Source organism: Sphingopyxis sp. PAMC25046 (assembly GCF_004795895.1).
Taxonomy (GTDB): Bacteria; Pseudomonadota; Alphaproteobacteria; order Sphingomonadales; family Sphingomonadaceae; genus Sphingopyxis.
Genome location: NZ_CP039250.1, coordinates 2,423,591 through 2,447,683, shown reverse-complemented (window position 1 = coordinate 2,447,683; position 24,093 = coordinate 2,423,591). Strand labels below are relative to the sequence as shown.

Below are 24,093 nucleotides of genomic sequence, written 5' to 3'. Positions count from 1 at the left end.
TTTCGCCGCTTTTGAATCGCTTGTATTTCAGCGGCTTAGCTTCAAAGGATGGTGAGCCCGCTGAGCACGGCGAGGCCGAGAAAGGCCAGGAAACCCATGGAATCGGTGGTCATCGTTACGAATATCGAACTGGCTACCGCGGGATCCTGATCGAGCCGGTCGAGCAGCAAGGGGATCGCAACCCCCGCGACCCCAGCCACGAAGATGTTCACGATCATCGCCGCGGCGATCACGCCGCCGAGCATCGGGTTGCCGAACCAGAGCGCCGTCGCGGTGCCGGCGATGAACGCAATCGTGCCGCCGTTGAGCAGCGCGATCTTCATTTCGCGCCAGATCGCGCGCCAGCTGTTCGAATCGGTGAGCTGGTTCATCGCGAGCGCGCGCACCGTTACCGCCAGCGTTTGCGTCCCCGCGTTGCCGCCGACCCCCGCGACGATCGGCATCAGCGCGGCGAGCGCAACCATATGTTCGATCGCGCCGCCGAATATTCCGACGATCGTCGAGGCGACGAGTGCGGTGCCGAGGTTGGCGACGAGCCAGCGCACGCGTGCGCTGTACGTCTCGCGGATCGGTTCGTTGATGTCGCCGTCGCCCGCACCCGACAGGCGCAAAATATCCTCGCCCGCCTCTTCCTGGATGATGTGGACGATATCGTCGACCGTGATCATGCCGACGAGGCGCCCCGCTTTGTCGACGACCGCGGCCGAGATCAGCGCATATTTCTGAAAGCGCAGCGCGACCTCTTCCTGATCCATATCGACCGGGATCAGCGTCTGTTCGCGCTTCATCACATCGCCGATCGCGATGTCGCGCGGGGTGCGCAATATCCAGCTCAGCTGGCAGGTTCCAACCGGGCGGTGCATCGGATCGACGACGAAGATTTCCCAGAAGTCGCTGGCAAGCTCGGTATCTTCGCGAAGGCGGTCAATGACGTCGCCGACGGTGACATGCTCGGGCACCGCGACCAGGTCGCGCTGCATCAGGCGCCCGGCGGATTCTTCGGGGAAGGACAGGGCGTCCTCGATCGCGGCGCGATCCTCGGGCTCCATCGCCTGAAGAACGGCCTGCTGCTCGTCCGCCTCCATATCCTCGATGATCGCGACGGCGTCGTCGGTATCGAGTTCGGAGGCGAGCTCGGCGACCTGTTCGGGCGCGAGCAGGTCGATCAGCTCTTCGCGAACATAATCGTTCATTTCCGCGAGCACGTCGGCGGAAAGCATGTCGCCCAGCACCGCGGCGAGCATCGGACGCTCGTCGGTGCGCGCGAGTTCGAACAGGTCGGCGATGTCGGCGGGATGGAGGCGGCCGACGCGTTCCCGCGCGGCCTCTCCCTCACCGGCTTCGGCAAGTTCGATCACGTCGCGGACGAATTCGGGTTTCAGCCGATCATCCTCGTCGAGTTCGGTTTCGGGTTCGCGGCTGACGGCATCGTCGACGATCGCCATATCATCAGGCGGCAGGGAATCTTCGCGTTTGTCCATCGCGCGGTCCTCCCTGGTCTCTTGCGGCGTCCGATTTTCCCCTAGTGCGGCCGTTCGCCGATGGCAACGTCGTCAACGGCTTTTCATCAATTAGTGCGTGGCCTTGGGCGCCGCGTCCGGCTATGGCACCGCCAAACCCGACCATAGGAGTTCCAATATGTCCGAAACCCTCACGCTTTCGCTGTCGACCGGCGACGTCGTCATCCGCCTGCGTCCCGATCTCGCCCCGCAGCATGTCGAGCGTATCTCGACTCTCGCGAAGGAAGGTTTTTACGACGGCGTCGTGTTCCACCGCGTGATCCCCGGCTTCATGGCCCAGGGCGGCGACCCGACCGGAACCGGCATGGGCGGCAGCAAGCTGCCCGACCTGCCGCAGGAATTTAGCAGCGAGCCGCATGTCCGTGGTGTTTGCTCGATGGCGCGCGCGCAGAACCCGAACAGCGCGAACAGCCAGTTCTTCATCTGCTTCGACGATGCGCGCTTCCTCGACAACCAATACACCGTCTGGGGCGAAGTCACAGAAGGCATGGAAAATGTCGACGCGCTGCCCAAGGGCGAGCCTCCGCGCGAGCCCGGCAAGATCGTCAAGGCGACCATCAGCTGATTTCAGAAATCCCCGCTTCGGCGGGGATTTTTTACTCGCCGATAAACCCGTTGAGTCGCTCGCAGGCCGCGACCCAGTCTTCCTTGAACGCCTGCACGACCTGTCCGGCACCCATCGCCTCGTTCATCAGGCCGACGCCTTGACCGACCCAATAGGTCGCGAGCGCCTTCGCCCCCTCGTGGCCGCCTTCGGACAATTTATCGACCTTGCGGAGCGCGGGTTCGCTGACCAGCGACTGGAGCGGCATCGGCAAGGGTTTGGGCGCACCCTCGGCCTCCCATGCGTCGGTCCACGGCGAGCGGAGCTGGCGCGACGGTTTGCCGGTGCGGCTTTTCGAGCGCACGGTATCGCGGGCGGAAGCGGCAAGCATCTTTTCTTTTACGACCGGGTTGGTTTCGGCCTCGGCGGTCGTCAGCCACACCGATCCGCACCAGGCGCCATGCGCGCCCATTGCCATCGCCGCTGCCATCTGCCGCCCGGTGACGATACCGCCCGCCGCGAGGATCGGCGTAGTCGCGCCGATCGCCTCGACCGCGGCGGCGACCTCGGGCACGAGCACCATCGTCGCGACCTCGCCGCAATGGCCGCCCGCTTCGCCGCCCGCAACGACGAGGATGTCGACGCCCGCGCGGACCTGCGCCAGCGCATGATCGCGCGTGCCGACGAGCGCGGCGACGGGGACATTGTGGCGCTTGCCGAGTTCGAGCATCAGCGGCGGCGGAACGCCGAGCGCGTTGGCGATCAGCTTGATCGGATGGCGGAAGGCGACTTCGAGCAGCTTCGCCGCGCCGTCCTCGTGCATATTGTCGCCGAAGCTTTGGCGCATTTCCATCGCGGCTTCGAGACCCGCGGCATCGACGTCGAATTTACCGAGCAGGTCGGCGGCGAATCGCAGGTGCGTTTCGGGCACTTTCGCGGAGCCCGACGCGGGCGCGTCGCCCTTGCCCGCGAAGCTGTTCGGGACGATCAGGTCGACGCCATAGGGGCGCCCGCCGATATGCTCGTCGATCCAGGCGAGTTCCTCCTCGAGCCGTTCGGGCGGAAGCGCTGCGGCGCCGAAGACGCCCATGCCGCCCGCCTTCGACACGGCGACGACGACGTCGCGGCAGTGCGAGAAGGCGAGGAGGGGGAACTCGATGTCGAGCATCGCGCAGATGGGGGATTGCATGGGACCTCTCCGTTCGTCTGTTTGGTCCATGTCAGCGCCAGTTGACGTAAACGTCAAGTTGATTTGCTGGGCGGGCGGATTATCGCGGGGGACATGACCCAATTCACGCTCCCCGATTTCGACTTCGATGCTTTTGTTCGCGCCACTTTGGCCGAGGATCTCGGCGCGGGGGGCGACATCACCTCGATGGCGACGATCCCCGCCGATGCGCGCTTCGGCGGGGTGATGGACAGCCGCGATGCCATCATCGTGGCGGGACTGCCGATCGCCGAGCGATTCTTTCGCGCGCTCGAACCCGGCATGGAGATCGAGATACTGGTCGACGAGGGTGCCGAAGTTGCCGCGGGCAGCGACCTGATGCGCCTGTCGGGCAATGCGCGCGCGCTGCTGACTGCCGAGCGGTCGGCGCTCAACACGGTGCAGCACCTGTCGGGCATCGCGACGATGACGCGCCAATATGTCGATGCGCTCGCGGGAACCGGCGCAACCCTGCTCGACACGCGCAAGACGATCCCCGGCCTGCGCGTGCTCGAGAAATATGCGACGCGGATGGGCGGCGCGAAGAACCACCGCATGGGCCTGTGGGACGCGGCGATGATCAAGGACAATCATGTCGCGGTCGCCGGATCGGTCGAGGAGGCCGTGCGGCGCGCCGTCGACGCGGGAATCGCCGACATCATCGTCGAGGTCGATCGCGTCGCGCAGGTCGAACCCGCGCTGAACGCCGGCGCGACGCATCTGTTGCTCGACAATATGAGCCTCGACGAACTGCGCCAATGCGTCACGCTGGTGGGAGGGAAGGTGCCGACCGAGGCCTCCGGGGGCGTGCGGCTCGACACGATCCACGATATCGGCGCGACGGGGGTGACCTATGTCTCGGTCGGACGGCTAACCCAGTCGGCGCCGGCGGCGGACATCGGGCTCGACTTTGCTTTGGCTTGAATCGCCAATTTCATCCATCCGTTTGCCCTGAGCTTGTCGCAGGGCTGTCCTTCACTTTGGCGGCGAGAGGAAAAACGGTGCTTCGACAAGTTCAGGACGAACGGAAGAAAGGAATGGCGCTGGTCGTGCTGGCGGCCACGCTCGCGCCGGCCACAGCGCAGGCGCAGGCGCTATCCTGTTCGGTGCCCGACCGTATCCCCGTCCCGCGCCTCGAACAGCCGAAGCGCGGTGAGCCCGTGCGCAAGCCGCCGATCACCGGCTATCTGCTCGCCATGAGCTGGTCGCCGCAGCATTGCGCCGATGTGCGCAATCCCGAGGCCGCGCGCGATGCTTTCCAATGTGCGGGCAAGAATGGGCGTTTCGGCTGGGTGCTGCACGGCCTGTGGCCCGAGACCGACGGCCCCGGCTATCCGCAATGGTGCCGCCCGGCGAAGATCGTGCCGCAGCCGGTGCTGAGAAAGCATCTGTGCATGACGCCGTCAGCGCAGCTGCTCCAGCATGAATGGGCGAAGCATGGGAGCTGCATGAGCCCGCATCCCGCGGCCTATTTCCGTTCGGCCGACATATTGTTCCGGGCCGTCCGCTTTCCCGATATGAAGGTGCTCGCCGCAAAGCCGCAGACCGCGGGGAGCATCCGCCGCGCTTTCGCCGCCGCCAACCGCGGGATCACGACGCCAATGATCGCAGTGTCGGTCGGCCGCGAGGGCTGGCTCGACGAAGTGCGGCTTTGCCTGGGACCGCGCATGAAGCCCGCGCAGTGCAAGCCGTTCCAGTGGGGGGCGAACGAGGGGCGCCGCGTTCGCGTGCGGCCGATGACCGGAGGTTAAGCCGCGAACCGGAAAGCGTCCCGCCATGGGACGGTCCGGACGTTAACACTCTTTTAACCTTACCGATCCGTTAACATCGCCCTAGCTTCGGGGCATGGACTCGGACGATCATATCGACATTCGCGAGCGTGTGCGGGCGCATGGCGTGCGGCAACTGGCGATCGCGCGGCTCAATGCACCCGAAGACTGGCAGGGTGAATTGCGCGCCGCGCTTGCCGCGCACCGTGAGCCGGTCATGATCTGGTCGAACAATGATTTCCGGCTGTTTCTGCAGAGTTTCGCGATTTTCTTTACCGCGACGATGATGTTCTTGATTTGAGGCCGATTTCGAGCGGAAGGCGACGTTTCTTATATCGTCACCCCGGACTTGATCCGGGGCCCCGCTTGAAGCCGAAACCTGCTCTCACGTCATGAGAAGCGGGATCCCGGGTCAAGCCCGGGATGGCGAAGGTAGGTGGCGGCGTCCGCTCTCCACTCCTAAGCGGACACAGATGTGCCGTAGCCGGTTCCGGTCAGTCGCAAGCCCGGTGCAGCTTGACCGCGAGCCACGCGGAGATCAGACACATGGCCGCGCTCATCAGCAGTTGGTCAACGACGCCGATCCCGGCGAAGCCGAGGCCCATCGCGAGGAGCGAACCCGCGACCATCGCACCCGAATTGACGATGTTGTTCGCGGCGACGGTTCGCGCGGTCTGGTCCTTGGGGACCGTGGTGGTCAGGAAGGCGTAGAGCGGCACGACGAACATGCCGCCGCTGATCGCGATGCCGAGCAGTGCGGCGAGGAGCGGGATGACGTCGGCATGGCCGAGGAAGCCGTCGATGCCGTACATGACGCCCGAAGGGTCATGCTCCCAATTGCGGCATACCCAATAGAAGGCGACCACGAATACGCCCATCACGATCACGCTGGCGGGGCTGTAGCGCGCCGAAACCTGCCCCTTGAGCAGGCGGTTGACCGCGACCGAGCCGATCGCGATGCCGATCGAGAAGATCGCTAGGAAGAGGCTGGCGACGCTCTTGTCGGCGTGGAGAATATTCTTCACGAGCGGCGGAAACTGGATGAAGAGCACCGCGCCGATGGTCCAGAAAAAGCTGATCGAGAGGATCGCGAGATAGAGGCGCGGGATGTGCATCGTGCCGCGAACGAGCGCGATCGACGAGCGGATGATGTGCCAGTCGATTCCCGTTTCCTCGTGCTCGGGCGGGGCGGGGGGCACCTTGCGTCCGGTCCAATAACCGAGGCCGGCGACAAGGACGACGCCGAGCGCCGCCCATTCGACGTCGATCACACCAGCGAGAATCGTGCCCGCGAGGATCGCGATATAGGTGCCCGCCTCGACGAGCCCGGTGCCGGCGAGCACCTCGTCACTTTTCAGGTGCTGGGGCAGGATCGCATATTTGATCGGGCCAAAGAAGGTCGAGTGGATGCCCATCGCGAAAAGCGCGAGCATCATCAGCGGGATCGCGAGCAGATGCACGGCAAAGCCCATCCACGCGAGGACGAGTCCGGTGCCGCCGACCAGCATGATGATGATTTCGCAGAATTTGACGATGCGGATGATCCGCGCCTTGTCGCGCGTATCGGCGAGCTGGCCGGCGAGCGCGGACAGCAGGAAGAAGGGCAGGATGAAGAGCCCCGTCGCGACCGCGCTGAACAGGGTTTCCGAGGCTTCGTCGTTGAACACGCCGTAAACGACGAAGAGCACCATCGCGTTCTTGAACAGATTGTCGTTGAACGCGCCGAGGAGCTGGGTGACGAAAAGGGGCAGGAACCGGCGTTGCTTCAATAGCGCAAAGGAGCCGGTCATGCGTGGTCCAATCTTTTCAATCTTGTTCGGTCACCACGCAAATCGCGGGCAATTTGGTTGTCGCCCGGGGGGCTTATCGGCTAGGGCGGACAGGGTCAAAGGTCATTTTGGACCGCCTATATCGACGGGGATCATGCTTAGTCTTCCCAACATCCTGACCCTTTCGCGAATCCTCGCGGTTCCCATCCTGCTTTTCCTCTTGTGGCCCGGGGTGGTGGAGGGGTCGCATCAGCCGAAGCCGATCGACTATGCGCTCGCCTTTGGCCTTTACTGCCTGATGGGCATTACCGACTATTTTGACGGCTATGTTGCACGCTCGCGCGGAATCGTGTCGCGGCTGGGCGCATTCCTCGACCCGATCGCCGACAAGATCATGATCGCGGCGGTAATATTGCTGCTCGTCTTCACGCGCGATATCGCGGGCTGGCATGTCATCGCCGCTCTGATGATCCTGCTGCGCGAGATCATTGTGTCGGGGCTGCGCGAATTTCTGGCGACGTTGCAGGTGTCGATGCCGGTGACGCAGCTTGCGAAGTGGAAGACAACCTTCCAGCTCGTCTCGTTCGGCGCGCTGATCCTTGCGGGCGCCTTGCCCGCAATGGCGTGGATCAAGATGGTCGGGCTCGTCTCGCTGTGGGGCGCCGCGGTGCTGACGCTGATCACCGGCTGGGATTATCTGCGCGTCGGCTTGAAGCATATGGATTGAGGCCGGACCGATGGCGCTGAACATCGCTTATTTTTCCTGGGTCCGCGAACGGATGGGGGTGGCCGACGAGACGGTCGATGTGCCCGTGGGCGTCGGCGACGTCGGCGCGCTGATCGGGTGGCTGGCCGCGCGCGACGCGCGGGGCGCGCTGGCCTTTGCCGAGCCACACCGCATCCGCGCCGCGATCGACGGGGTGATGATGGGTCCCGATGCGCCGCTGTCGGGTGCGCGGGAGCTTGCGCTGTTTCCGCCGGTGACGGGGGGATGATCCGGGTATCGGTCCATTCATCGGCGATCGAGGTCGCCGCCGAGTTCGATCTGCACGATGCGGGCGGGCATGGCGCCAGCGCGAGCTTTATCGGACGCGTGCGCGGCGACGACGGATTGGCCGAGCTGTTTCTTGAGCATCATCCGGTCATGACCGAGGCCGGAGTGGGCAGTCTAGCCCATGCGGCGGCGGACCGGTGGAAGCTGTCGGCGCTGACATTGATCCATCGCGTCGGCGCGATAGCGCCGGGCGAGACGATCGTGCTCGTGCTCGCGAGCAGCGCACACCGCGCCGAGGCGCTGGCGGCGTGCGAGTTTCTGATCGACCGGCTGAAGACCGATGTGATGCTGTGGAAGCGCGAGACGTTCGCCGACGGGCGGGTGGCGTGGGTCGAACCGCGCGAAGGCGACCACGGTCGCGCTGAACGGTGGGGTTAGCCGGTTATAAGGACGCGCGAATGTCCGATTAGGGGTGGAGAGCTGTCGTTGCTCTCCTCCACTTCCGTCATCCCGGGCTTGACCCGGGATCCCGCTTTTTGGGGCGTCGACCGGTCTTCGGCATCAAGCGGGACCCCGGATCAAGTCCGGGGTGACGAATAATGAGACGGCAGCAATCGGTGGGTTCCCGACCTTCCTCATGCCACCTGATGCTTCCGGAAAATGTCGGCCAGCAGGCGGAATTCGTCGGCGCGCGGGCTGCCCTTGCGCCAGACGAGCGCGATGGTGCGCCAGTCATGCTCCGAATCGAGCGGGCGCGTGTCGATGTCGGTATGATCGAGGATGCCCGCCTCGATCGCCATTTGCGGCAGCATCGTGATGCCGAGCCCATTGTCGACCATCTGGACGAGCGTGTGGAGCGAGGTGCCCATCATCCGCGCCCCGGCGCGCAATTCGGGGCGGTTGCACGCGGCGAGGACATGGTCCTTCAGGCAATGCCCGTCCTCGAGCATCAGCATCTGCGCCGGGTCGAGCTGGTCGGCGCTGACCATCGCGGGCAGGTCTTCGCTCTGTTCGCCCGGAAAGGCGACGAAGAGCGCATCGTCGAAGAGCTTCTCGCTCTCGACATCGCCGCAAGCGTAGGGGAGCGCGAGCAGCACGCAGTCGACCGTGCCATGGTGCAGCGACTCGCAAGCCTGCGCGCTCGGTTCCTCGCGCAGGAAGAGCTTCAGCGACGGGCGTTCCTTACGCAGCCGCGGTAGCAGGCCGGGGAGGAGGAAGGGCGCGATCGTCGGGATGACGCTCATGCGAAGCTCGCCGACGAGCGGCGCCGATGCGGCGGCCGCCATATCGGCGAGTTCCTCGGCCTCGCGCAGCACGCGATGTGCCTTTTCGACGATCGCGTTGCCGAGCATGGTGAAGCGCACGACGCGGCGGGTGCGTTCGACGAGCGTCTGGCCAAGGAGCGTCTCAAGCTCGCGGATGCCCGCCGACAACGTCGACTGGGTGACGTTGCACGCGTCGGCGGCGCGACCGAAATGGCCGTGCTCGTGGAGCGCAACGAGATATTGCATCTGCTTCAGCGAGGGGAGGTAATTGTGCATTGATCGGATATAGCAATTGACACTGCGATTTTGAACAACCCTGTCGATCAAAATTCGCCGCCATTATGGCGGCGTCCGTTGGCGCCCGCACGCGCGCCGTGATAGCAAGGGTCGATCAACGGACGCGGAGGGGCGGATGGCGGTTTCGCGATTTCTGATCGGTGGTGTGGCAAGCGCGCTGCTGCTGACCGGCGGGCTGTTCATGTGGAAGGGCTATACGCAGATTGCCGAAGAGGACGTGCTGCCCGATCCGCCGCCCGCCTTGCCGGCGATTCCGGTGGCGGCGGCGAATGCGCCGAAGCGCGGTCCTGCGCCGCCGGCGCTGCCCGCCGCGAAAGAGGCGTCGCGCGAGGAGCGGCGCTTCAACCGCTTCGACCGCGACCGCAACGACAAGATCAGCCGTGTCGAATTGATGTCATCGCGCACCGCGGCGTTCCGCAAGCTCGACAAGGACGGCAACAATCTGCTGACCTTCGAGGAATGGGCGGTGGCGACGGGGGAACGCTTTGCCGGGGCCGATGCCGACAAGTCGGGCGATCTGACGCGCGCGGAATTCGCGACAACGGCGCCGAAGCGCGCGGCGAAACCGAAGTGCAGCTGTTGAGGCCGAAGGTTAGGCCGCGATGCCTTCGGCCTGCTTTATCCACTCCGCGAGCTTCGTGCCCGCGCGCTGGGTATAGCCCAGCTTGCGATCCATCTTGCGCACATCCTCGGCGAGCGGCGGGAAGAGGCCGAAATTGACGTTCATCGGCTGGTAGGAAGACGCATCGGCGCCGCCGGTTATGTGGCCAAGCAGCGCGCCGAGCGCGGTTTCGGGCGGCGGCGGGGGCAGGGTAAGGCCGCCGAGCTCGGCGATCGCGAAGCGCGCGGCGACGAGGCCGATCGCGGCGCTTTCGACATAGCCTTCGCAGCCGGTGATTTGGCCGGCGAAGCGGATATGCGGCGCCGATTTCAACCGGAGCTGGCCGTCGAGCAGTTCGGGCGAGCGGATGAAGCTGTTGCGGTGGAGACCGCCGAGGCGCGCGAATTCCGCCTTTTCGAGTCCCGGGATCGTGCGAAACAGCTCGACCTGCGCGCCGTGCTTGAGCTTGGTCTGGAAGCCGACCATGTTCCACAGCGTGCCTAGCGCATTGTCCTGGCGGAGCTGGACCACGGCATAGGGCCAGCGCCCGGTGCGCGGATTATCGAGACCGACGCCTTTCATCGGGCCGAAGCGCAATGTTTCCGGGCCACGCTCGGCCATCACCTCGATCGGCATGCAGCCCTCGAAATAGGGCGTGTCCTTTTCCCAGTCCTTGAAATCGGTCTTTTCGCCGTCGACCAGCCCCTGGACGAAGGCGTGATACTGGTCCTTGTCCATCGGGCAGTTGATATAATCCTTGCCGTCGCCGATCGGCCCGACCTTGTCCCAGCGGCTCGCCATCCACGCGACGTTCATGTCGATGCTGTCGCGGTAGACGATGGGCGCGATCGCGTCGAAAAAGGCGAGCGCGTCCTTGCCCGTTGCGGCGCCGATGCTGGCGGCGAGGCCAACGGCGGTGAGCGGGCCGGTGGCGACAATGGTCAGACCCTCGATGGGGAGCGTGTCGATGCGTTCGCGGACGATGGTGACGTTCGGGTGGTTTTCGAGCGCGCGGGTGACGCCGCCGGAGAAGAGATCGCGGTCGACCGCAAGCGCCGAGCCCGCGGGCACTTTCGTGGCGTCGGCCTCGCGCATGATGATCGAGCCCAGCGACCGCATTTCGCGGTGGAGGAGGCCGACGGCATTGCTGTCGCCATCGTCGCTGCGGAAGCTGTTGGAGCACACCATCTCGGCGAGCGCGTCGCCCTGATGCGCCGGGGTCATGTCGCCGCCCCCGCGCATTTCGGAGAGGCGCACGCGATAGCCCGCCTCGGCGAGCTGCCACGCCGCCTCGGAGCCCGCGAGACCGCCGCCGATGATGTGAATGTCGTGCGCCACTATTTACCCTAAACGTTGACTTGCAGTTCGTCCGCCGCGCACTAGGCCCATTGAAAGCAAGATGCAAAGGGGTGCGGGATGAACGGCGAGCAGGGTTGGGATCGGGCGCGGTGGCTGTGGTGGCTGGCGCTGTTCGGCGGCGTCAGTTTCATGATCGCGGTGGTGCAGCGGCTCGACGGGCCCGCGATCTGGGCATGGAAGACGAGCGGAGTCGCTTTTTTGGCGCTGTGGGCTGCGGCGAATGCGCGCGAAAGGAACGGCGGGCTGATCGCGGCGGCGCTTGGTTTCGGCGCGCTCGGCGACTGGCTGCTCGATGCGAAGGGGCTCGAGACGGGCGCGGTCGCGTTTGTGGTGGGGCACATCATCGCGATCACCCTGTATCTGACCAACCGGCGAGCCGCGACGACGGCGTCGCAGCGCCTGCTCGGCTGGCTGGCGATGCCCGCGACGCTGGTGATCGTCTGGGGCATGCTGAGCCCCGCGCCCGGATGGTGGCACGCCGCCGTCTATTCGCTGTTCGTCGCCGCGATGGCGTCCGCCGCTTGGACGAGCCGTTTTCCGCGCTATCGCACCGGGGTCGGAGCGATGCTCTTCCTCGCGAGCGATCTGTTCATCTTCGCGGGCGAGGGCGCGGTGTTGAGCAAGGACGTCACCATGTGGTTCGTCTGGCCGCTCTATTTTGCGGGGCAGGCGCTGATCGCATGGGGCGTGATAGCGAGCCTCACCGTAGAAGAGAAGTAGCGGGAGCCTTGTGTCTGAAATTTGCAATAACTACTGTGCCGTTAGCCGAACTGCTGTCGTAGGGAGAATATAATTGCACAAGAGGTTTGGGATCGGCGCTGCCGTTTTGCCTTTGTTGCTCCTTATTGGATGCAACGAAGACTCGGGTGGCGATGCGCCGCCGGTGGTCGTGACGCCCACGCCGACTCCTACCCCTACCCCGACACCAACGCCCACACCCGTGCCCGTCACCTATATCGATCCCTTCGATTTCACCCGGGAATCGCCATCCTTTCAATCGCCCATGGCTGAGGCAAAATTCAGAGAAATCCCCGACACGACGACTTCGTCCGGATATCGACTGGACTATTCGACCGCTCAGTTATTCGAAACGCCGCTCGCGAGCCTGCTATGGGATGTAAATATACCGCGCATCCCTGATATCAAAGATGCGGAGTTCTATTACACGCATAATGGGACCAGCGGCTTTATTTCGACGCTGATCGGAGCCGGGCACTTGGTCCGGAAAGACGGCGACGGCTTCCTGCTGCGGTGGAATACATTGGGCGCAACGCGACTTGAGGCAGAAGTCGAAAGATATACGTCCGCTATCAAGTTCGTGGCGGGCGCAAATTTTCATAGCGAGATCATCAACTCGTTCAAGCCAGGTGAAGCCGGCGCCATAAGCAGCAAATTCTTCCTGGCAGGCCAGCGGAGCGATGCCATTGATGTTCCTGCCAGCGGCGCCATGCTCTATTCGGGCAAGTTGAAGCTTTCCGAAGTTCCGCAAGGGGTCGACGATTTTGTCGCGAATTCGCCTAGCGTTTCAGTCAATTATAGCAGCGGCTTGGTAACCGGAGTCTGGATGCTCGGCAGTCGGCGGTTCGAGTTGACCGGGGCGTTGCGACGCGACGAGTATAGCCGTTTCGCAGGCACCATCCGATCTGACGATGGCGAGTTTAGCGGTCGTTTCATCGGCGATAGCTATGGCCCGGATGCAAGGGAAGTCGGGCTCTTGCTCTCGATGAGCAACGCGGACTTTGCCGTGGCCGGAAGCTTTATCGGAACCAACGGGCTCACCGATTAGAATCGGACTGCCGCGCCGGATATAGCGAGACGTCCCCTAGCGGGGCGGCGCCGCTTCGCCGACGAGCAGCGCTTCGATGTCGGGGATCGGGCGGTCGGTCATTTCCTTGACATGCTCGCCGACGATCCTTGCGCCGACTTCCTTATGCCATAACGGGCGCAACTCGCCCATCGTGCGCGCCGGCGCGACGACGACGAGCGCGTCGAACTGGCCGGCTAGCGCCATCGCATTGACCTTTTCGGCGAGGTCGCGCGCGAAGCGGTCTTCCTCCTGCTGGTGAAAATCGGGTTCCTCCATCGTGTCCTGAAAGCCGCCGGCACCGGCGGGGCGGCTCGACCGGCCCGCAGCGTCGGTCTTGATGTCGCTGTCCTTGCGATCGTCGCGTGTCCGGTGCGAGGCCGTGCGCAGGTCGATCCGCTGCTCGTCGCCCTGATTGCGCAGGAACAGCGCCTTGCAGCCATCGGCGACGAGGACGAGGCTGTTATTGGGGAGGGTCATGTCTCTTGCTCCTTCTTTCAAGAGCAACGCGCGGGGTCGGTGCGAGGTTTCGTTATCCGTCCCACGCCGCGATCGTCGTGCGGTGGAGCAGGCGGTCGTAGCCGTCGTAGCCGCCTGTCGCGCGGTGGAGGACCGAGCGATTGTCCCACATGATCAGCATGTCGGGCTCCCAGACATGGGTGTAACGAAATTCCTCGCGGCCCTGCCACTGGATCAGTTCGTAGAGCAAGGGCAGGCCGTCGGTATCGTCGAGCCCGTCGAAGCCGATGATGTAGCCCGCGCAGCCGAAGAGGCCCTTGCGGCCCGTTTCGGGATGATCGCGGACGAAGGGGTGGAGCTGCGTTTCGAGCGCCTCGTCGCCCGAGCGGATATCCATGCTGCGATCCTTGTCCTTTGCGCCATACATGCCCTGGGGCGCGTAGCCCGCGCGGGCGCTGTGGATCGCCTGCAACCCTTCGACCCGCGCGCGAAGATCGGCGGGCATCGCGTCGAGTGCGGCGTGCTGGTTGGCAAATTCGGTGTTGCCGCCGACGGGCGGGATGGTGATACCGAAAAGGCAGGTGCCCGCGGGCGGGCGCGCCTGAAAGCTCCAGTCGCTGTGCCAGTTTTCGGCGAAAAGCGGCGCTTTTTCGTCGGCTGTGCGCTTCACCGCGATGATATGGTCGTGACCGGGGATCGGGCGAATGAAGGGATCGTCGCCGAAGCCGCCGAAATAGCCGGTAAAACGCTCAAGATCCGCCTCGCTCATTTTCTGGCCGGGGAAGGCGAGGACATGATGATTAAGCCATGCAGCGCGGATGTCGGCGATCGTCTCGGCGTCGAGCGGCTGCGTGAGGTCGACGCCGGTAACGCGCGCGCCGCACGCTTGGCCGCTGGGGGTGATGGTGAGCGTCATGGCAAGGATGCTGCGCCGATTGCGGCGTGCGGTCAATCGGCAGCGGCAAACCGCCCCGAAAGATCGCCGAACTGATGCGCGCAACGCGCAGGCGCATCGGCAATTCAGCGGAGCGCCATCTTTGCCGCCCTAATCTGATCCGCGGGGGCAAGACGGAGAAGACAGATGTTCCTGTTCAAGAAACTGGCGTTGGCGGCCTTGATCGGCGCTAGCACCGTCGCGGCACTGCCAGCCGAGGCGGAGGCGCGCGACCGCCATCACCGCCATGGCTATTACGGTGATCGCGGTGATTATCGTGATTACCGCCGCGACTATCGTCGTGATTACCGGCGTGACTATCGACGCGATTATCGGCGTAACCATTATCGCGACCGCCGCTACTATTGCCGGCGCGGCAGCGGGACCACGGGGCTGATCGTCGGCGGCGCCGCGGGCGCCCTGCTCGGCCGCGAGGTCGACCGTTATGGCGACCGCCTTCCCGGCACGATCATCGGCGGCGCCGCGGGCGCGCTGCTGGGCCGCGAAATCGATCGCGGCGGCCGCCGCTGCTGATCGGCGGGTGATCGCCGGCTGGCGTTCGCGCCGCGCGAGCTAAGGCTCGCGCTGGCGCGGCGTCAGCCGGTCGGCCGATTGCGGTCTGCGAATAAGGTGGTAGAGTGGCTTCCGGCGGAAGATATTCGCGTCGTGATGGTGGAGGCCGCTGATGAAATTTCTCGCAAAATTCGCGATGGCGGCTGGCCTCGGCCTGTCGCTGGCGGCCATCGCGCCGCAGGGCATCGCGGCGCTTCAGCAAGGGGCGACAGCGCCCGATTTCACGCTGAACGCGGCGCGGGGCGGCAAGCCGTTCAACCTGTCGCTGAAGGAGGCGCTGAAGAAGGGTCCGGTGGTGCTCTATTTCTTCCCCGCAGCCTTCACTCCCGGCTGCACGATCGAGGCGCATCTGTTCGCCGAAGCGAGCGACGACTTCAACAAGCTGGGCGCGCGCGTCGTCGGCGTCACCGCGGGCAATATCGAACGCGTCGCGGAGTTTTCGAAGTCCGAATGCCGCGACAAATTTGCGGTCGCCGCTGATCCGGGCGCGAAGGTCGCCGCGAAATATGATTCGACCATGCGGCGCCCGGACGGGACGATGCTGTCGAACCGAACATCCTATGTCATCGCGCCGAACGGGACGATCCTGCTGAGCTACACCGACAGCAAGCCGCAGGCGCATGTCGAAAAGACGATGGCGGCGGTGCGTGCGTGGAAAGCCCGGAAACGCTGACTTTCAGGTTTGAGAATAATTTGGTGGAAGGCGCAGAGCGGCCCGCAATGAAACGCAGGCGCGTGGCGGTTCTCGGTGGCGGCATGACCGGCAGCGTTCTGTCCCTGCATGCCAAACGCCTGAATGCCGGAGAAATAACGCTTTTTGAGCGCGCCGATATCCTCGGCGGCTTGCACAAAAGCCCTGAGGTGGACGGGTTTCCTTATGATATCGGGGCATTCTTCTTCAGCCCGGATCATCCGGTGTTCAGGATATTTCCCGGGCTGATCGATCATTTCGTCGAGTTCGACCTGCGCGTCCGGACCGTGACGGAAGGGGGAAAGCAGGATCGATATCCCCTCAGCATAAGTGGATATCGAAAGAATCATGGAAGTCTGACCATGCTCCGCGCCGGGGCGAGCATCCTGTGGAACAAGTGGGCGAACCGGACTCGCGATACATTACCCGCAATCTGCCGCTATTATGTCGGCGATGTAATTTACATGGGCGGGGGGCTCAAAAATTATATCGAACGTCTGTATTCGCTGCACGATCATGAGATCGACCCGCTCTTCGCAACCAAGCGAATGGCGAAGCTGGTCGACTTGGCAGGGTTTCGGAACCGGTTTGCAACGAGCTTGCGAGATGCTTGGAAACCGCGAAAACACGCAGTCGCGCTCGCGCGTCCGCGGGCTGGTTTTCAGCATATGTACGCCGTGATCGAGTGCGCGCTGACGGCCGAAGGTGTCGACGTGCGAACGGAAGCCAATGTTCAGGGTATCGAAAAGGACGAGCGCGGCTTTCTCGTATCGACCGATCGCAAGACCGAACGATTCGATGCCGTCGTCTCCACAATCCCGGTTCCCGTGACGGCCCGACTGATCGACATACCAATTCATCAGCGATTTGAAACCGTCAGTCTGCTTACGCTTTTCTATAGTTTTGAAGGCGATCCAGGTTTCGATGCTGAGGTCATGAGCAACTTTTCGAATAGCGGACGGTGGAAACGCATGATCGATTTTTCCGGTCCTTACGGCCGTTCGCACGAATTGCACCGGATTTCCGTCGAGATTCCGCTCGCTCCGCATAGCGGTCCGGTGGACATTCAGGCCGCGCACAGGGATTTTATGGCCAGTGCACACTCGCTCGGCTTGCTTGTTGACGGCGATATCGAGCTTTTGGGCCATCATCTGACACCCCATGCCTATCCCATCTATCGGACGGACGCTGTGGCCGATCTCGAACGCGACAAGCAGGCGATTTCCGATTGGGGCATCCTTCTTTGCGGCAGGCAAGGAGCGTTCGACTACGTATCTTCGGCAGCCGCCGCCGCCAACGCAATTGCGATGGCCGAACGCCTGGCACGGGATGCCGCGACTGCTTTGACGCCTTCCAACCGCTGGCGTCCGTCGCATTCATGACATAGCGGTCGCGGACGCATCCGGCCGATTTCAGTCGCGCTTCTGGAGGCTCACCACCGCATGGATCGGCAGCTCGGCATAGATATGCGGAAAGAGCTCGCCGCCGCGCGCGGGTTCCCAGCGGATGGCATCGCCGAGGAGGAAAAGGTCGACCTCGGCGATCATCAGCCCGGTTTCGCCCGCGAAATATTTGACGATCGTCGCCTCGAGCTGCTCGGCGGTCGACAGGTGGATATAGCCATCGGCGATATCCACCGGCGCGCCGCGGAACACGCGCTCGCGCTCGAAATCGGCCCATTGCTGCTGAGTCAGCACCTTGAAGGCCGTCGATGCGGTCATTCGGGCGCTGCCTCGGTCGGGGCTTCGGATTCGGGCACTACGCCCGCCTCGCCTTCGACGTCTTCCTCGTCGCTTTCCTCGATCAGCGCCGCCGAGACGACATGTTCGTCCTTGGCGACGTCGAACAGGCGCACGCCGGCGCTGCCGCGACCGATGACGCGCATCGAATCGAGCCCCATTCGGATGAGCTTCGCCTGGTCGGTGACGAGCATGAGCTGATGGACCTTGGTGGCGGGGAAGCTCGCGACGACGGGGCCGTTGCGGCCGATATTGTCGATGTTGGTGATACCCTGACCGCCGCGGCCGGTGCGGCGATATTCATAGGCCGACGAGATCTTGCCATAACCGTTGGCGCAGACGGTGAGGATGAACTGTTCGCGGCCCGCGAGTTCGGCCATGCGGTCGCCGGGTAGCGTCGGTTCGTTCTCGTTATCCTTCCACGGCGCGGCGCGGAGATAGGCTTCGCGTTCCTCGCTGCTGGTGCCGACGCGGTGGAGGATCGAAAGCGAGATCACCGCGTCGCCATCGGCAAGGCGCATGCCCCGCACGCCGGTCGAATTGCGGCTCTGGAATTCGCGGACGTCGTCGCCAGCGAAGCGGATCGCCTTGCCCTGGCGCGTCGCGAGCAGCACATCGTCGCTTTCGTCGAGCAGCGCGACGCCGATCAGGCGGTCGTCTTCGTCGTCGCCCTCAAACTTCATCGCGATCTTGCCGTTCGAGGGCACGTTGGTGAAAGCGTCCATGCTGTTACGACGCACGCTGCCCTTCGCGGTTGCGAACATGACGTGGAGCTTGCCCCATTCGGCCTCGTCCTCGGGAAGCGGGAGGACGGTCGAGATGGTTTCGCCCTGCGCGAGCGGCAGCAGGTTGACCATCGGGCGGCCGCGCGTCGCGGGTCCGCCCTCGGGCAGGCGCCAAACCTTCATGCGATAGACCTTGCCCGCGGTCGAGAAGAAGAGGACGGGCGTGTGCGTCGAGGTGACGAACAGTTCGGTGACGACGTCCTCGTCCTTGGTTGCCATGCCCGCGCGGCCCTTGCCGCCGCGCCTTTGAGCCCGGAACGTGTCGAGCGGGGTGCGCTTGATATAGCCGTCGAGGGTGACGGTGACGACCATCTCCTCGCGCTCGATCAGATCCTCGTCGTCGATGCCGTCGGCGGCGGGTGCGACGAGCGTCTTGCGCGGCGTCGCGAATTCGTCGCGCACCGCAACGAGTTCTTCGCGCATCACGCCATAGAGTTTGACGCGGTCGGCGAGGATCGAAAGCAGTTCCTCAATTTCGGTCGCCAACTCCCCGAGTTCCTTGCCAATTTCGTCGCGGCCGAGCGCGGTGAGGCGGTGGAGGCGAAGATCGAGGATCGCCTTCACCTGCACTTCGGACAGGCGATAGGTGGCGCTTTCCTCCATCTCGCCCTCGATCGCTTCGACGAGGCGGATGTAGGGGGCGATCTCGCCGATCGGCCATTCGCGCGCGAGCAGGGCTTCGCGGGCTGCAGCGGGTGAGGGCGAACCGCGGATGATGCGGACGACCTCGTCGAGGTTCGACACCGCGACGACGAGGCCGAGCAAGATGTGCGCACGGTCGCGCGCCTTCGCGAGTTCGAATTTGCAGCGGCGCGTTATGACCTCTTCGCGGAAGGCGATGAAGGCGGTCAGGATGTCCTGCAGCCCAAGCATCTCGGGGCGGCCCCCGCGGATCGCGAGCATGTTCGCGGGGAAGCTCGACTGCGCGGGGGTGTGGCGCCAGAGCTGGTTGAGCACGACCTCGGCGGTCGCGTCGCGCTTCAGTTCGATGACGACGCGCACGCCCTCGCGGTTCGATTCGTCGCGGATGTCGGCGACGCCCTCGATCCGCTTGTCGCGCGCCGCCTCGGCGATCTTCTCGACGAGGCCCGACTTACCGACCTGAAAAGGAATCGACGTCAGAACAATCGATTGGCGGTCGTTCCTGCCTTCCTCGATGATGTGCGTCGCGCGCATCATGATCGAGCCGCGGCCCGTCGCATAGGCGCTCCGCGCGCCGCCCTGGCCGAGCATCATCGCGCCGGTCGGGAAGTCGGGACCGGGGACGATCGCCATCAGTTCCTCGAGCGTGACCGGCGGCCCGCCTTCGAGCTGGCGGTCGATCATGGCGAGCGTCGCGTCGATCACTTCGCCGAGGTTGTGCGGCGGGATATTGGTCGCCATGCCGACCGCGATGCCGCCAGCACCGTTGACGAGCAGGTTCGGGAAGCGCGCCGGGAGCACCGTCGGTTCGTCGCGGCTCGCGTCATAATTGGGCTGGAAGTCGACCGTGTCCTTGTCGAGATCGTTGAGCAGCACCATCGCGGTCTTGGCGAGGCGCGCTTCGGTGTACCGCATCGATGCCGGCGGATCGGGGTCCATCGAGCCGAAATTGCCCTGACCGTCGATCAGCGGCACGCGCAGCGACCAGTCCTGCGTCATACGCGCGAGCGCGTCGTAGATCGCGCTGTCGCCGTGGGGGTGATAGTTACCCATCACGTCGCCGACGATCTTCGCCGATTTCTTGTACGGGCGGCCCGGAACGAAGCCGCCTTCCTGCGCCGCGTAGAGGATGCGGCGGTGCACCGGCTTCAGGCCATCGCGCACGTCGGGGAGCGCGCGGCTGACGATCACGCTCATCGCGTAATCGAGGTAGGATGTTTTCATTTCGTCGACGATATTGATCGGCGAAACGCCGTCGTCGGACGGCTGCATAGGCGTATTTTCTTCGGTCAAGACCCGGCCTTTTTCTGCTCTTTCGGGAGATGGATTTGGTCTAGCCGATGGGGGCGGCAAAGACCAGCGATTCGGTCGCTTTGCCGGGATTTTTTTATATGCGAAAACAGCGAGGAATATGCGAGAAAACGGGGTGAAGGCGTGACGTCATCACGGCGCATCGCGGGGCTTGCCAATCGCTTCGCCGGCCCTAAAGCTTCACCGCGATGACCGCTGCCGAGAAAAGCTGGCGCCGATGGCCCTGATCGCGCTGGTCGGTGCTTCCGAAACGCTGCCCGACGGGTCGCTGCGCGCGCTCGTCACCGTCGCCGGCGAGACGCTGATCGAACGCCAGGCGGCGCGCTTGGCCGACGTCGGGGTGACGCATATCGCGGTCGCGGTTGCCACAGTTCCCGCCGAACTACTCGCGACCTGTGACCGCATTCGCCGTCGCGGGATCAAGGTGACTCCGGTACGCGCGGCGAGCGACCTCGTCCCGCTGGTCGAGGCCGACGACCGGATCATCCTCGTCGCCGACGGCCTCCGCGCCGGTGGCACGCATTATGCGGCGATCGCGAAGCCCGGATCTCCCGCGATCCTCGTCACCGGCGACACGATGCTGACGCAGGCGTTCGAGCGGATCGACGCGACGCGGCGCTGGGGTGGCCTCGCCTCGATCTCGCAGCCGATGGTCGCCGAACTCGCGGCGATGCCGGGCGAATGGGACATGATGCTGACCCTGCTGCGTCTCGCGGTGCAGGCGGGCGCGCGGCGTCTCTATTGCGAGCCCGCCCTGTTCGAGCAGGGCGAGATCGCGATCGTCGCCGATCGCCCGACCGCGGCGCTGATCGAGCAATCGAGCCTGCAACAGGTCGAATATGGCGGCATGGGGCTCGGCCGTTCGGCGATCATGATGCCGGTCATCCGGCTGGCCGGGCCGCTGCTCGTCAAATCGCCGGCGACCGCGCGCTATCTGCCCCACGTCACCGCGCTCTTATGGGTGGCGGTCGCGCTGCTCGCCGCGAGCGGGCTCGCGGCGGCGGGCGCGCTTGTCGCGATCCTCGGCGGGCTGGGGCTGGCGGCGATGCGTTTCCTGTCGGCCTTTCGCGCCGAAAGCGCCGCTCAGGACCGGGCGCGCGACATCATCCGCTCTTTTGCATGGGTGCTGCTCGCGATTTTTCCCTGGCTGCTGTCGCTCGCTGGGCCCGGACACAAGATGCCGCCCTTTTCGGAAGCCGCGCTCGCGCCATGCCTCGCCGCGGCAATCCTGCTGGCGCGCGCGCTCTACGAGGATTCGGGCGAGCGGCGACGCTTTCACTGGCTGCTTCCCGACGCGGACGAAGCATGGATATTGCTCGCCCCAGCGCTGCTGTTCGGCTTTGCACCGTTGATGTTCGCGATCCTGCCGCTGCTCGCGCTGCTCCAGATCATGCTGTGGCTCCGTCTCGCACGTCGTCCCGAGGCGCGGTAAACAACAGTCTTCAAGGTTTAAGGCCTATTAACGTCATGCTGATATTGGCGGACGCGCATGAGTAAACCGGTCCTCTCCCCCGGCATCGACCCGCCGTCGCCGACGTTGTCGGCGCGCCTGCACGAGCTGGCGGATTATCTGACCGCGCCTGCGGTGGGCCGGTTGACCGAAGAACAGCGCGCGTTGGCGCTGGGCATCGCGCGGCGGATGGTCATGGACATCGCTGCGCGGCTCGATCCCGCGATCGATCCCGCAGCTCTATGGAATGAGTGGCTTCGCGGCGGACTGCCCTCCGCACCCCGACTCGCGGGCGTCTGTTTCGCGCGCGTCGAGGAGCACCGCTGGCGCGAGCAATCGACACAGCGCAGCAGCCCGCCGCCGCTGCTGTCCGAACCCGAAACGGCGAACGACGAAGGTCTCCCCGCCGGCGAAGCACTGTCCGATGTCGAACAAGCCTATCTGGAGTTGCAGATCGCCGACCGCCGGCGGTTCGACGCATTCGGCAATCCGGCGATCGCGATCGCCGACCTCGATAGCGAGACCTTCCGGGCGCTGCTGCTCGACATCGCAGCGTGGCGGCTGGCTCAGGTAAGCAAGGACGCGAAGCGCGCCGCCAAGCTGGGCGACGCCGTGCGCGCCGAAACAGAGCGCCAAGCGACCGAAAGCGGGATCGCGGACGCGGGACGGGCTTACCACGAAGCGCTGGGCGTCGACGCCGCCGATGCGGCGGCGGCGGCGATCGCACGGCATGATTGGCCGGTGCTGATCGCGCTCGCGGCGGCGGCGCATCGCCGCAGCTATGACGACATGGCGCTCGCGCTACTGACCGCCGAGAGCGCGGCGCTGCCCTCGCTTTTCGCGCCGCTGCGGCTCGATCGACTGGCGCTGGCGCCGATCGAGGCATCGCTGGCGATGCTGCCGGCGCGCGCCGTGGGCGACGGCGACCATAGCGACTGTCCAAGCACGGAGCGCGCACAATGAACGAGCGCGTCATCCGGGGCCGGATCGACCGGTCGGGCGCGCTGGTGAGCGCCGACGCGCCGCTACTGCGCCTGCAACAGCGCGCGGGCGCCGGACTCGACAAGCCGCTCGCACTACCGCACCTCGCGCGCCTCGTCACGCTGGCACAGCGGCTGCATCGCGACATCAGTAGGCCGCTATATGCGGCCGACGACCATAGCGACATCCACGCGCTCGTCCGCATCACCCCGGACGCCGACGGCGCGAGCCTCGAGATCACCGATTGGCGCACCCGGCCGCTGAGCCAACCGCAGACGCCGCCGATTGCCGACGGCGCCGTGGTTCCGCAAAGCTGGGCATGGGAATGCGACCAGCAATTGCGTATCGTCGCGCTGCGCGCGGCGGCCGATGCCCCGCCGGTGCCCGAAGGCTGGGAAGGGCGCTCGCTTTCCGAATTGTTCGAGCTGCAGCCTGACGATGACGGCCGTTTTCCCGTGCTGCGCGCGCTGGCGCGACAGGCGCGCTTCGACGGCCAGCGCGTCCGGACGGGGCAAATGGTGATGACGCTCGCTGGCGAGGCCTTGTTCGACGCGACCGGGCGCTTCACGGGCTTTCGCGGCAACGCGGTCGCCGCCGAGACGCAGCCCGCGGCTCGGCAAAGGAATCCCGGGGCGATCGTCGATCCGGCCTTCGGATCGCTGCCGCTGTCGGACCCGCAGTTCGGGCGCCGCATCGACGGCGCTCTACGCGGGCCATTGAGCCGCATTATTGCGACGGCCGAGACGATTTCGGGCCAGTTCGACGGACCGATACGCGCCGATTATGCGCGCTACGCCGGCGATATTGCGCACGCCGGGCGGCACCTGCTCGGCCTCGTCGACGATCTTGCCGACCTCCAGAATATCGAGCGACCCGGCTTCAAGGCGGCGCGCGACGAGATCGACCTCGGCGATCTGGCCCGCCGCGCCGTGGGCCTGCTCGCCATGAAGGCCGAGGAAAAGGGCATCCGCATCGACGCGCCGCGCACCGACGACCGGGCGCCGGCCTATGGCGAGTTTCGCCGCGTTCTGCAGGTGCTGCTCAACCTGCTCGGCAACGCGATCCGTTATTCGCCCGACAATTCGCAGATATGGATCCGCGTCGACCGCGAAGAAGACCGCGCAACGGTAACCGTCGCCGACCAGGGGCAGGGCATCGACGCCGAGCAGCAGGCAGTGGTGTTCGAAAAGTTCGAGCGGCTCGGTCGCACCGACAGCGGCGGGTCGGGACTGGGCCTCTATATCGCGCGCCGTCTGGCGCGTGCGATGGACGGCGATCTTACCGTCGACAGCGCGCCGGGGCAGGGGGCACGGTTCACCTTGAGCCTGCCGGTGCGGGATAACGATATAAGGGACGTCCGCAACCGGTAGTAAGCCCTCATCCTGCGAAGCAACGCATC

25 protein-coding genes are annotated in these 24,093 nt (G+C 64.9%); 16 read left to right on the top strand and 9 right to left on the bottom strand.

The annotated features are described in order from the left end of the window. Window positions 1-41: 41 nt before the first annotated feature. The gene (gene mgtE / locus E5675_RS11420) at window positions 42-1,481 is read right to left on the bottom strand and encodes a magnesium transporter (RefSeq protein ID WP_136174628.1); all 1,440 of its coding nucleotides are present in this window, start codon (window positions 1,479-1,481) and stop codon (window positions 42-44) included. 157 nt (window positions 1,482-1,638) lie between these two features. Here mgtE and E5675_RS11415 point away from each other — a divergent pair, with 157 nt between their 5' ends. Further along, window positions 1,639-2,085: a peptidylprolyl isomerase gene (locus E5675_RS11415; RefSeq protein WP_136174627.1), complete on the top strand. Its 447-nt coding sequence runs from the start codon at window positions 1,639-1,641 to the stop codon at window positions 2,083-2,085. Window positions 2,086-2,116: 31 nt separating this feature from the next. Here the strand turns inward: E5675_RS11415 and E5675_RS11410 are convergent, their stop codons facing one another. Then, complete coding sequence (locus tag E5675_RS11410; RefSeq protein WP_136174626.1) at window positions 2,117-3,253, bottom strand: nitronate monooxygenase; 1,137 nt, start codon at window positions 3,251-3,253, stop codon at window positions 2,117-2,119. 93 nt (window positions 3,254-3,346) lie between these two features. On the opposite strand from E5675_RS11410, the gene nadC reads away from it, so the two are divergent. The 3 genes from nadC (at window position 3,347) to E5675_RS11395 (ending at window position 5,341) form a co-directional block, all read left to right on the top strand. Further along, entirely contained in the window at window positions 3,347-4,195 is an 849-nt protein-coding gene (nadC, locus tag E5675_RS11405) for a carboxylating nicotinate-nucleotide diphosphorylase (RefSeq protein WP_136174625.1), read from the top strand. A gap of 113 nt (window positions 4,196-4,308) precedes the next feature. After that, window positions 4,309-5,022 (top strand): ribonuclease T(2), encoded by a 714-nt coding sequence (locus tag E5675_RS11400; RefSeq protein WP_136176438.1) that lies wholly within the window; start codon window positions 4,309-4,311, stop codon window positions 5,020-5,022. A gap of 94 nt (window positions 5,023-5,116) precedes the next feature. Next, the gene (locus E5675_RS11395) at window positions 5,117-5,341 is read left to right on the top strand and encodes a hypothetical protein (RefSeq protein WP_136174624.1); all 225 of its coding nucleotides are present in this window, start codon (window positions 5,117-5,119) and stop codon (window positions 5,339-5,341) included. A 193-nt stretch (window positions 5,342-5,534) separates the two neighbouring features. Here E5675_RS11395 and E5675_RS11390 read toward each other — a convergent pair whose 3' ends face one another. After that, entirely contained in the window at window positions 5,535-6,830 is a 1,296-nt protein-coding gene (locus E5675_RS11390; protein ID WP_136174623.1) for an MFS transporter, read from the bottom strand. Window positions 6,831-6,963: 133 nt separating this feature from the next. Here E5675_RS11390 and pgsA point away from each other — a divergent pair, with 133 nt between their 5' ends. Genes pgsA through E5675_RS11375 form a run of 3 tightly spaced genes read left to right on the top strand, consistent with a single transcriptional unit; the run spans window position 6,964 to window position 8,241 of the window. Beyond that, a complete protein-coding gene (gene pgsA / locus E5675_RS11385) occupies window positions 6,964-7,536 on the top strand; it encodes a CDP-diacylglycerol--glycerol-3-phosphate 3-phosphatidyltransferase (protein ID WP_136174622.1) in 573 nt (190 codons plus the stop codon). Between the two features lie 10 nt (window positions 7,537-7,546). Further along, a complete protein-coding gene (locus tag E5675_RS11380; protein ID WP_210727515.1) occupies window positions 7,547-7,804 on the top strand; it encodes a MoaD/ThiS family protein in 258 nt (85 codons plus the stop codon). After that, complete coding sequence (locus E5675_RS11375) at window positions 7,801-8,241, top strand: molybdenum cofactor biosynthesis protein MoaE (RefSeq protein WP_136174621.1); 441 nt, start codon at window positions 7,801-7,803, stop codon at window positions 8,239-8,241. Before E5675_RS11380 ends, E5675_RS11375 begins: the two co-directional genes overlap by 4 nt. Window positions 8,242-8,438: 197 nt before the next feature. Here E5675_RS11375 and E5675_RS11365 read toward each other — a convergent pair whose 3' ends face one another. Beyond that, window positions 8,439-9,344, bottom strand: a complete 906-nt coding sequence (locus E5675_RS11365) for a hydrogen peroxide-inducible genes activator (protein WP_136174619.1) — start codon at window positions 9,342-9,344, stop codon at window positions 8,439-8,441. A 136-nt stretch (window positions 9,345-9,480) separates the two neighbouring features. On the opposite strand from E5675_RS11365, the gene E5675_RS11360 reads away from it, so the two are divergent. Further along, window positions 9,481-9,948, top strand: coding sequence for a hypothetical protein (locus E5675_RS11360; RefSeq protein ID WP_136174618.1), 468 nt, complete (start codon window positions 9,481-9,483; stop codon window positions 9,946-9,948). Window positions 9,949-9,957: 9 nt separating this feature from the next. Here E5675_RS11360 and trmFO read toward each other — a convergent pair whose 3' ends face one another. After that, a complete protein-coding gene (trmFO, locus tag E5675_RS11355) occupies window positions 9,958-11,307 on the bottom strand; it encodes a methylenetetrahydrofolate--tRNA-(uracil(54)-C(5))-methyltransferase (FADH(2)-oxidizing) TrmFO (protein WP_136174617.1) in 1,350 nt (449 codons plus the stop codon). 75 nt (window positions 11,308-11,382) lie between these two features. Between trmFO and E5675_RS11350 the strand changes: the two genes are divergently transcribed. Together E5675_RS11350 and E5675_RS11345 are read left to right on the top strand one after the other, a co-directional pair. Continuing rightward, window positions 11,383-12,045, top strand: a complete 663-nt coding sequence (locus E5675_RS11350) for a lysoplasmalogenase (RefSeq protein WP_136174616.1) — start codon at window positions 11,383-11,385, stop codon at window positions 12,043-12,045. 73 nt (window positions 12,046-12,118) lie between these two features. Further along, a complete protein-coding gene (locus tag E5675_RS11345) occupies window positions 12,119-13,111 on the top strand; it encodes a hypothetical protein (RefSeq protein WP_136174615.1) in 993 nt (330 codons plus the stop codon). A gap of 36 nt (window positions 13,112-13,147) precedes the next feature. Here the strand turns inward: E5675_RS11345 and E5675_RS11340 are convergent, their stop codons facing one another. Further along, the gene (locus E5675_RS11340) at window positions 13,148-13,609 is read right to left on the bottom strand and encodes a host attachment family protein (RefSeq protein WP_136174614.1); all 462 of its coding nucleotides are present in this window, start codon (window positions 13,607-13,609) and stop codon (window positions 13,148-13,150) included. Between the two features lie 52 nt (window positions 13,610-13,661). After that, window positions 13,662-14,504: a TauD/TfdA family dioxygenase gene (locus tag E5675_RS11335; protein WP_136174613.1), complete on the bottom strand. Its 843-nt coding sequence runs from the start codon at window positions 14,502-14,504 to the stop codon at window positions 13,662-13,664. A 165-nt stretch (window positions 14,505-14,669) separates the two neighbouring features. On the opposite strand from E5675_RS11335, the gene E5675_RS11330 reads away from it, so the two are divergent. The 3 genes from E5675_RS11330 to E5675_RS11320 all read left to right on the top strand — a co-directional run bounded on the left by E5675_RS11330 (window position 14,670) and on the right by E5675_RS11320 (window position 17,168). Then, window positions 14,670-15,056: a glycine zipper 2TM domain-containing protein gene (locus E5675_RS11330; protein WP_136174612.1), complete on the top strand. Its 387-nt coding sequence runs from the start codon at window positions 14,670-14,672 to the stop codon at window positions 15,054-15,056. Window positions 15,057-15,207: 151 nt separating this feature from the next. Beyond that, on the top strand, window positions 15,208-15,768 hold the full coding sequence (locus E5675_RS11325) for a peroxiredoxin (RefSeq protein ID WP_136174611.1): 561 nt from the start codon (window positions 15,208-15,210) through the stop codon (window positions 15,766-15,768). Continuing rightward, window positions 15,747-17,168, top strand: coding sequence for an FAD-dependent oxidoreductase (locus tag E5675_RS11320; RefSeq protein ID WP_168707850.1), 1,422 nt, complete (start codon window positions 15,747-15,749; stop codon window positions 17,166-17,168). Before E5675_RS11325 ends, E5675_RS11320 begins: the two co-directional genes overlap by 22 nt. Before the next feature lie 30 nt (window positions 17,169-17,198). On the opposite strand, the gene E5675_RS11315 is transcribed toward E5675_RS11320, so the two are convergent. Both E5675_RS11315 and gyrA read right to left on the bottom strand, forming a co-directional pair. Continuing rightward, entirely contained in the window at window positions 17,199-17,507 is a 309-nt protein-coding gene (locus tag E5675_RS11315; RefSeq protein ID WP_136174609.1) for a DUF952 domain-containing protein, read from the bottom strand. Continuing rightward, on the bottom strand, window positions 17,504-20,224 hold the full coding sequence (gene gyrA / locus E5675_RS11310) for a DNA gyrase subunit A (RefSeq protein WP_136174608.1): 2,721 nt from the start codon (window positions 20,222-20,224) through the stop codon (window positions 17,504-17,506). Before gyrA ends, E5675_RS11315 begins: the two co-directional genes overlap by 4 nt. 256 nt (window positions 20,225-20,480) lie before the next feature. Between gyrA and E5675_RS11305 the strand changes: the two genes are divergently transcribed. The 3 genes from E5675_RS11305 to E5675_RS11295 are packed head-to-tail and all read left to right on the top strand — an operon-like array spanning window position 20,481 to window position 24,064. Continuing rightward, window positions 20,481-21,695, top strand: coding sequence for a hypothetical protein (locus E5675_RS11305; RefSeq protein WP_136174607.1), 1,215 nt, complete (start codon window positions 20,481-20,483; stop codon window positions 21,693-21,695). 57 nt (window positions 21,696-21,752) lie between these two features. Then, window positions 21,753-22,676, top strand: a complete 924-nt coding sequence (locus tag E5675_RS11300; protein ID WP_136174606.1) for a hypothetical protein — start codon at window positions 21,753-21,755, stop codon at window positions 22,674-22,676. Then, entirely contained in the window at window positions 22,673-24,064 is a 1,392-nt protein-coding gene (locus E5675_RS11295) for a HAMP domain-containing sensor histidine kinase (protein WP_136174605.1), read from the top strand. The genes E5675_RS11300 and E5675_RS11295 overlap by 4 nt, the downstream gene beginning before the upstream one ends. Window positions 24,065-24,093 lie beyond the last annotated feature (29 nt).

Bases quoted from the DNA above. Each gene is read 5' to 3' on its own strand.
- mgtE (WP_136174628.1), bottom strand. From the start codon at position 1,481: ATGGACAAACGCGAAGATTCCCTGCCGCCTGATGATATGGCGATCGTC.
- E5675_RS11415 (WP_136174627.1), top strand. From the start codon at position 1,639: ATGTCCGAAACCCTCACGCTTTCGCTGTCGACCGGCGACGTCGTCATC.
- E5675_RS11410 (WP_136174626.1), bottom strand. From the start codon at position 3,253: ATGCAATCCCCCATCTGCGCGATGCTCGACATCGAGTTCCCCCTCCTC.
- nadC (WP_136174625.1), top strand. From the start codon at position 3,347: ATGACCCAATTCACGCTCCCCGATTTCGACTTCGATGCTTTTGTTCGC.
- E5675_RS11400 (WP_136176438.1), top strand. From the start codon at position 4,309: ATGGCGCTGGTCGTGCTGGCGGCCACGCTCGCGCCGGCCACAGCGCAG.
- E5675_RS11395 (WP_136174624.1), top strand. From the start codon at position 5,117: ATGGACTCGGACGATCATATCGACATTCGCGAGCGTGTGCGGGCGCAT.
- E5675_RS11390 (WP_136174623.1), bottom strand. From the start codon at position 6,830: ATGACCGGCTCCTTTGCGCTATTGAAGCAACGCCGGTTCCTGCCCCTT.
- pgsA (WP_136174622.1), top strand. From the start codon at position 6,964: ATGCTTAGTCTTCCCAACATCCTGACCCTTTCGCGAATCCTCGCGGTT.
- E5675_RS11380 (WP_210727515.1), top strand. From the start codon at position 7,547: ATGGCGCTGAACATCGCTTATTTTTCCTGGGTCCGCGAACGGATGGGG.
- E5675_RS11375 (WP_136174621.1), top strand. From the start codon at position 7,801: ATGATCCGGGTATCGGTCCATTCATCGGCGATCGAGGTCGCCGCCGAG.
- E5675_RS11365 (WP_136174619.1), bottom strand. From the start codon at position 9,344: ATGCACAATTACCTCCCCTCGCTGAAGCAGATGCAATATCTCGTTGCG.
- E5675_RS11360 (WP_136174618.1), top strand. From the start codon at position 9,481: ATGGCGGTTTCGCGATTTCTGATCGGTGGTGTGGCAAGCGCGCTGCTG.
- E5675_RS11350 (WP_136174616.1), top strand. From the start codon at position 11,383: ATGAACGGCGAGCAGGGTTGGGATCGGGCGCGGTGGCTGTGGTGGCTG.
- E5675_RS11340 (WP_136174614.1), bottom strand. From the start codon at position 13,609: ATGACCCTCCCCAATAACAGCCTCGTCCTCGTCGCCGATGGCTGCAAG.
- E5675_RS11335 (WP_136174613.1), bottom strand. From the start codon at position 14,504: ATGACGCTCACCATCACCCCCAGCGGCCAAGCGTGCGGCGCGCGCGTT.
- E5675_RS11330 (WP_136174612.1), top strand. From the start codon at position 14,670: ATGTTCCTGTTCAAGAAACTGGCGTTGGCGGCCTTGATCGGCGCTAGC.
- E5675_RS11325 (WP_136174611.1), top strand. From the start codon at position 15,208: ATGAAATTTCTCGCAAAATTCGCGATGGCGGCTGGCCTCGGCCTGTCG.
- E5675_RS11315 (WP_136174609.1), bottom strand. From the start codon at position 17,507: ATGACCGCATCGACGGCCTTCAAGGTGCTGACTCAGCAGCAATGGGCC.
- gyrA (WP_136174608.1), bottom strand. From the start codon at position 20,224: ATGCAGCCGTCCGACGACGGCGTTTCGCCGATCAATATCGTCGACGAA.
- E5675_RS11305 (WP_136174607.1), top strand. From the start codon at position 20,481: ATGGCCCTGATCGCGCTGGTCGGTGCTTCCGAAACGCTGCCCGACGGG.
- E5675_RS11300 (WP_136174606.1), top strand. From the start codon at position 21,753: ATGAGTAAACCGGTCCTCTCCCCCGGCATCGACCCGCCGTCGCCGACG.
- E5675_RS11295 (WP_136174605.1), top strand. From the start codon at position 22,673: ATGAACGAGCGCGTCATCCGGGGCCGGATCGACCGGTCGGGCGCGCTG.